Origin of the sequence: Gluconobacter kondonii (assembly GCF_002723995.1) — a bacterium.
GTDB lineage: Bacteria > Pseudomonadota > Alphaproteobacteria > Acetobacterales > Acetobacteraceae > Gluconobacter > Gluconobacter kondonii.
Map to the genome: position 1 here is coordinate 204,212 of NZ_BEWP01000007.1, position 7,455 is coordinate 211,666.

6 protein-coding genes and 1 pseudogene are annotated in these 7,455 nt (G+C 39.0%); 1 reads left to right on the plus strand and 6 read right to left on the minus strand.

The window, feature by feature from the left end:
* The first annotated feature begins 12 nt into the window (after window positions 1-12).
* A complete protein-coding gene (locus tag GKO01_RS10050; protein WP_099286953.1) occupies window positions 13-1,272 on the plus strand; it encodes an MFS transporter in 1,260 nt (419 codons plus the stop codon).
* A gap of 92 nt (window positions 1,273-1,364) precedes the next feature.
* Here GKO01_RS10050 and GKO01_RS16290 read toward each other — a convergent pair.
* The 6 genes and pseudogenes from GKO01_RS16290 to GKO01_RS10080 form a co-directional block, all read right to left on the minus strand.
* Window positions 1,365-1,943: pseudogene (locus GKO01_RS16290) on the minus strand (transposase); the annotation flags it as partial.
* 182 nt (window positions 1,944-2,125) lie between these two features.
* Window positions 2,126-4,174, minus strand: coding sequence for a flagellar biosynthesis protein FlhA (flhA, locus tag GKO01_RS10060; RefSeq protein WP_099286955.1), 2,049 nt, complete (start codon window positions 4,172-4,174; stop codon window positions 2,126-2,128).
* Between the two features lie 123 nt (window positions 4,175-4,297).
* On the minus strand, window positions 4,298-4,621 hold the full coding sequence (gene fliN, locus GKO01_RS10065; RefSeq protein ID WP_099286956.1) for a flagellar motor switch protein FliN: 324 nt from the start codon (window positions 4,619-4,621) through the stop codon (window positions 4,298-4,300).
* A gap of 4 nt (window positions 4,622-4,625) precedes the next feature.
* On the minus strand, window positions 4,626-5,261 hold the full coding sequence (locus tag GKO01_RS10070) for a hypothetical protein (protein WP_099286957.1): 636 nt from the start codon (window positions 5,259-5,261) through the stop codon (window positions 4,626-4,628).
* Window positions 5,261-6,271: a flagellar motor switch protein FliG gene (locus GKO01_RS10075; RefSeq protein ID WP_167383460.1), complete on the minus strand. Its 1,011-nt coding sequence runs from the start codon at window positions 6,269-6,271 to the stop codon at window positions 5,261-5,263. The genes GKO01_RS10070 and GKO01_RS10075 overlap by 1 nt, the downstream gene beginning before the upstream one ends.
* On the minus strand, window positions 6,271-7,455 hold a 1,185-nt coding region (locus tag GKO01_RS10080), incomplete at its 5' end, for a flagellar M-ring protein FliF C-terminal domain-containing protein (RefSeq protein ID WP_099286984.1). The genes GKO01_RS10075 and GKO01_RS10080, both read right to left, overlap by 1 nt.

The following is a 7,455-nucleotide window of genomic DNA, read 5'->3' on the forward strand; positions in this document are numbered from 1 at the left end:
GAGAACGACAGCATGACTCAAGATCAAGCCACAACGTTCACGTCCCGGAAACGGAACATTCCGCCTCGATACATATTTTTTCTTCTCGTCTTTCTGATGTACGTCATCAGCTACGGCGATCGCGCAGCCCTTTCCATCGCTCTGCCCACGCTCGGGAAAGAATTCATGCTGTCTCCCGTACAGATGGGGTGGGTCTCATCCAGTTTTCTATGGTCATATTTCCTGCTGAATCTTCCTTCAACCATGCTCCTCGACCGCAAAGGGGCGCGACTGATCGGCAGTCTGGCGGTTTCGATATGGTCGTTTGCGATGTTGTTGGGAGGAATGGCTCACAACATCACTCAATTCCTGATGACGCGTGTTCTGCTCGGTGTCGGAGAAGCGCCGACCTTTGGTGTCGGCGCGACCGTCGTCCGTAACTGGGCGCTGCCAAAAGAACGAGGCTCGGTTATGACGATCCTGCTGACTGGTATGCAGCTTGGACTGGCTGGGGGCACGATCGCCGGGGCTTATCTGATCGCCTTTTTCGGCTGGCGCTTCGAATTCATTGCGCTTGGAGGCATAGGGCTTGTCTGGGCGGCAATCTGGTGGATGGTTTATCGTGCTCCAGCCGAGAAGACATCTCTCCCTAACTCTGTGCCTTTTTCGTTCAGTTCAATCAGGAATCTCTTCAGATCCTCGTCTTTTCTGGGAATTCTTATCGTTCAATGTACCCAGAACTATCTGAATTTTCTGGTAATGTCCTGGATGCCACTTTACCTGATCCATGAACTTCATATCGATATTACTGGGACAGGAACGCGTACAGCCCTCTGTTATCTTACCGCTGCCGTTGGCGCGATCGGCATCGGACGCACTCTCGAGCAGTTCATCTTCCGAAATAACATTCATCCGTCACGTCGCAGATTAATCGTTGCAATCTGCCTCGGGGGTGCCGCCACAATCGGCCTACTGCCGAAATTTCATACCATGACACCAATTCTCCTGATTCTCGGAGGCTCACTCGCATGCTTAATAGCAGCTAACGGCGCGAATACAGCCTTGCTCACAGACCTGGTTGAAGACGGAGACAAAATTGGTACGGTGACAGGCGTAACTCTAACTTGCAGCAATTTTCTTGGTCTTTTTGCACCGATCGTTACAGGCTATATTGTGTCCTACACCGGACGTTTCGATATAGCATGGTATATGTGCTCAGCAGCGTTGATTATATCTGGATTACTCTCACTTTTACTTGTTGATGCGCCAATCACCATGCGACGAACCCCATAAGTTCTACACAAAAGACAAAAAATTTTACTGAAATCCTTTATTTAGTTACTCGAATACGTTCCTTTGGAGCATAAGAAGAACCAATGCTACAACGGCTGGCCCTGCCAGTCCTTTGAGATACATCCGGCCCAGGAATCCGCTTTCTCAGCGTTGATGTTGCGCTACTTTGGAGCCGCTACCAATTTCGTGTTCAAGATCTGGTCTGATATCGGCAGACAACAGGCATTCTACAGGGTCACATTAAAGCGGTTGAACATAGCATCAATCGCACTCGCCTGTTTCAGACGCTCACAAGACAGCCAGACAGTTTTGGCATCTAACCCGCAGTCAGACAGCCCTCCGCCTGTATCCAACCGATACTACGTTTCGCCGGAACCTTGCAGGCTTCGCCCAGACCAAGGAAACGCATGAAATATAGGCGGTAGTTGATCAAATATTCCATGTGCCCGCCAGACAGATTGTTAAATATCTAGATCACTAGTATTCTGTATACCGTAATGAATCAAACGGCGGACGGCCGCTTTGGCTCCCATTTGAAGAAAACAATGCTTGGTCAAATCAGAGAGAAACACTCTAAAATCCATAATTCGGGAAAAGGCCTCGAGTTGGTCACCAAGCTCGCTCAACCGAGCAAAGCGCTCTTCAGCATTAAAAAAACGCGGCAGCTTCATCTTCCTTCAGAACCAATCAACACAGGAGAAATGAAATCACACAGAAGCAAGCAAAACAAATAGGTTTTGGAGCCCTTCAAGTACACATCAGTCTAAATAAAAAATAATCCCAGATCCTAAATAACATATTTTTAATAAATACTATTGCTATAGGTATTTAGGGGATATTTATTTTTATAGTTCTATAGTACAACTTCTATATTTTTAATTTTTACTCTAGGGAAAATTTCTTCTTGAGCCAAAACAGATACAGAAGGCTGTATTCTTTCAACTATTCTTCTAATGGGAATTCTAATATTATTAGAAACCAACATTATAGGCAACTCTCCTTTTTTAGAAACATTATCAAAAGCGCCCCTCAAACTAGAAATAAATTTATTCATTTGAGACGGAGAAAAATTAATTTGACCACCTTCATTTGAAGAAGATAAATTATTATATATAATTTCTTCCCAGTTAGGGCTAAGTAATATCACCGGAATATATCCTTGGCTATTCATAGCACAGAAACTGATTTGACGAGCCAACTTAATTCTGACATGAGCCGCTAACGATGGAACCGTTTTTAATCCTTGGCTACATCCCTCTTGTATAGACTCCAAAATACCAATCAAATCTCTGATAGAGATTCTTTCATCAAGAAGGTATTGTAATATTCTTTGTATATTACTTACGGAAATTTGTGACGGAACCAAGTCAGCAATGAGTTTTTGTTGATCTCCAGTAATTCCATCGAGCAACTTTTGCGTTTCTGAGTAAGAAAGAAGATCCGCCATATTTTCTTTAATTATTTCAGTTAAATGCGTAATAATAACACTAGATGGATCTACAACTGTATATCCTTGAATAATAGCATTTTCACGTAAATTTTGGTCTATCCACGATGCAGGCAAACCAAAAGCAGGCTCTTTAGTTTTTTCACCCTCGATATTAGGATCTCCGCCTTGGGGGTTCATAGCTAAAAGCTTATTGACCCTAACCTCACCACCTCCAACTTGAATTTCTTTAATGCATATTACATAATGATCAGATGATAAATGTAAATTATCCTGAATCCGAACAGGAGGCAATACAAATCCCATATCAGAAGCAATTGTTCTTCTTAATAGTTTGATTTTATCCGTTAAAATGCTACTATCTACGTTGGCTATAGAAAGCAAATTAAATCCCAATTCCAATTTCAATAAATCAATTTTTAATATACTGGAAATAGGAGTTTCAATTTGATTATTTGTCTCAGGAACTGAGATCAAATCATTCTCGTTAGAAGAAACTGGAAAAGCATACCTGAACCAAGCTGCGAAAGCAGATAAAATTGCCAAAAAAAGAAACGGGAAAGCTGGCAATCCAGGCATTACTGCCAAAAGTAATGAGCAACCTGAAACCAAAGCGAGCGGTTTAGCATTTCCACCTAATTGTTCTATCAGAACAACATCTGCACCGCCCTCTGTCCCCCCCTTCGTTACAACAATACCTGAAGCAGCAGACACCAAAAGAGCGGGTATCTGCGATACAAGTCCGTCACCTATTGTCAAAGTTGTAAATGCTGTGGCTGCATCAGATACAGACATTCCATGACGGATAATGCCTATTGTTAACCCTCCAATAATATTAATAGCAGTTATTATTAAACAAGCGATAGCATCTCCACGGACAAACTTGGATGCTCCATCCATTGCTCCATAAAAAGCACTTTCTTCTTCAAGTTCTTTTCGTTTTTTTTTTGCAATTATATCATTAATACTTCCAGAAGATAGCTCAGCATCAATAGCCATTTGTTTTCCTGGCATAGAATCCAAAAAAAACCTTGCAGAAACTTCAGCAATTCTACCTGAGCCTTTTGTAATAACCATGAAATTAACAACAAGAAGTATCGAAAATAATATAGCTCCAATAACTACGTCTCCTCCCATCAGAAAACCACCAAAAGCTGCGACAACATGTCCTGCAGAATATAGGCCTTGGTATCCATGGCTTAATATCAAGCGGGTAGTTGCCACTTCGAGAGATAGGCGTAACAATGTTGTTAGCAACAACAACGTTGGAAAAGACGTAAAATCCAATGGTTTTTTTAAAAACAATGCTACCATCAAAACCAATATAGATAATGTAACAGAGATTGATAAGCCCATATCTAGAGCAAATGTAGGTAGAGGAAAAATAAGTATTGAAAGAAGGCCTGCAACAAAAAGTGCAAGGCCCACATCAGATCCTGGAAGTTTTTTTTGCATAAACGTCAAGGATGGAGAAGTTTTAAAGAAATTAAATATTGATTCTAAATTAATAGAAAAATTTTTATTTGTATAATCCACGCTTTCCAAATCTCTCAAAATCTATACATATTATTATGAGTTTTATTTTTCAGATTTTATGATTTCAGTCATCGTAACCCCTAAACGAGTTTCATCAACCATAACGACTTCTCCTCTCGCAATTAAGCGATTATTGACAAGAATATCAATCGGATCACCAATTTTGCGATCCAATTCAACAACAGCACCTCGACCCAACCTAAGAAGCTGATTTATAGGCATAACAGCCTTACCCAATACTGCACTAATAGTAACTGGAACACTATAAATAGCTTCTAAATCGGAGGAAATATCAAAATCAATACTATCTGGAGCTGAACAATCGTCCTGCTCCAGATCATAAATACCTTTATTTTCTTCTGGCATTTTACTATTCCTGATTTGAGAAAAACATTTCGGAGATTATTTTTTCTATTTCTTTATTCGCGCTTCGGGATAGAGATCCCATATCCCAAAATAACTCAAAATCTCCATTTTTTAGATTTTCATCCAAATTAAAATTTATCCTCTTTTCAGAAAAAATTGGTGATAGTTTTTTTATTCTACAGAAAAATTCTTTAGAACAATTTAAATTCAAACACGAATTTTGATCTATAACTTTAGATATTTTTTTTAATATAATTTCTGATTCTTTTTCCCCATATTTTTTTATTAGACTTGGGAATAAATTTGATAAACTATTTATCATTATACCACATATCTCTTCAGAAATTTGCCTTTTTCCTGAAATTATTTGTTTCTCTATAGATAATAGAGAATTAGACAACAATTTGTTTCGATTGTAAATTATCTCTTTATTTTTATTGCACTCTTCTTTTTCTATTCTTTTTCCTTCTGAAATTCCCCTTTCATAAAAATAATTTAAAACATTATCATCAAATTCTTTTTCCTTACTTGGGATATATTCATTTTCAATTTTTAAGTTTTTTTCTATTGGGACTTCCTCAAAATTCTCAAAATACAAAATTCCTGTTTTTTTATGATTTTCCCACAATTTCTTACTCATTAAACGATCATCTCATTCCCTGGCTGTTCTTTATCGATCACATCAATTTCTCCACGAGCAATTAAATCCTTAGCTATAACAAGAATTTCATTCTGAGCTATATCAACATCTTTAACCCGTACAGGCCCTAGGTCTTCAATTTCGTTTAAAAGAATTCGCCCTGCACGATCAGACATTGATGCCAAAAACGCCTGGAGCAGCCTATCACTTGCTCCTTTAAGTGCCAGCGGAAGAATTTCACGTGAAATTTGATTCAAAAGCACTACTAAACTCTCACCGGATAAATTTGTAAGCTCTTCAAACGTAAACATAAGACTCTTAATTTGTTCAGCATCATCATGACTTCTTTCTTCCAAGGCATTCATAAAGCGCCCCTCAAGTTTTCTATCAAAATTATTGAATATATCTGCTAAAACTTCATGACTATTACGATTAATTCCCTTAGGGACATTAGAAATAAACTCTAACCTCAAAGTTTTTTCTATACTCTGTATTGTATTTTTTTGTATATTTTCAGTTTTTAACATTCTCACCATAACATCTAAAGAAAAATCTTCAGGTAAAATGGCCAGAACTTTAGCTGCGTGCGAAGATTTTATCCTAGATAAAATAACGGATACTGTCTGTGGGTATTCATTTTTTAAGTAGTTGGCAAGTACTACTTCTGACACATTCCCTAATTTATCCCACATTGTACGACCAGCAGGACCACGAATCTCCTCCATAATAGCTGCAGCTCGATTGGCAGGGAGTGTGTTTTTCAGTAACCTTTCCGTACTCTCGAGGTCTCCTACTACACCCTCGACTGCTCCTAATCCTTGACTAAATTCGTGACACACCTTTTCCACAACATGTGACGATATGATTCCAAGCCGTGTCATTTCTAAAGAAATTTCTCTAATCTCTTCTTCGTGCATTTGTTCAAACAATCTAGAACAATTATCTTCTCCCAAAGCCATCATTAAAATTGCCGCTTTTTGTATTCCTGTGATATTTTTTTCTATATCCATTATCTAGATACTCCCTCTTGATCTGGAATTAACCATCCTCTTAACAAGGAAATACTCTCGGATGGGTGTGTTCCAACAAGCTCTACAACTTTTTGCACAGATGATGCTCTAATTTTCCCCTGAACACCATTGACAAAAACGGTTTCTTCATTCTCTGAATTCGAACTAGCATCTGAAATTTCTAAAAATTTCTTTTCTTTCATTCCGGATTGATTATCTAGTTTGTTATTATTAAAATTTATTGATTCTAAATTATCAAAATCTCCAGAACTATTTATTTTTTCCTTAGGTGTACTATATTCAATAGGTTTTAATATTGGTCTAACAACAAAAAATAATACCATTGTAAGACAAACCAAAAATAAGCCCAATTTTACAACTGCCATCTGATGGGGGCGGTCGAGAAACCTACCCCAATTAGAAATTTCAGGCTTCATTTCAGTCCCTATATCCGTAAATTTCATGGACATAACGGTAACAACATCGCCTCGTTTTTGGTCGAAACCAACCGCACTTTTAGTCAATGCCGTCAGGCGAGATAGCTCTTCTTCATTACGCGGCTGCCAAGATAATCTACCTTCCCCATCAGTTTGACTAATGCCATCGACCATCACGGCCATGCTAATACGCGCGATCCGTGGTTGGTCCTGAATTAAAGTCCGAACTGTCTTGCTTATCTCGTAATTGTTAGTTTGTTCTTGTCTGTTACTCTGGCTGCCATTTTGCTGTTGGCCTGCATTCGCATTTGGAAGGTTATTCGAGACTGTTGTATTCGAAGTTCCTTGAGTATTAATATTTTTTTCTGTTTTGATTTGCTGAGAGCGCAAAACTTGCTGATCCGGATCATAATTTTCCTGTGTTTCACGAATATGATCATTATTCATCGTAACATTCGCTTCCACACGAACATGCCCAGGTCCCAATGATGATCCCAACAAATCCTCAACTTCATGTGTAATGCGCTGCTCAATAATCTGACGCTGTTCTTCTAAAGACTGAGCACCATTTGCGTTTCCTTCTCCTTGTTTAAGAAGGACATGACCACGATTATCTATCAGCGAAATATTATGTTCATCCAATCCAGGCACTGCTGCGGCGACAAGATTAACAACTGCCGCGATATTTTCCTCATCGAGCCGGCGCCCTCCATCCATAGAAAGAAGCACACTTGCCTGAGCGTTTTG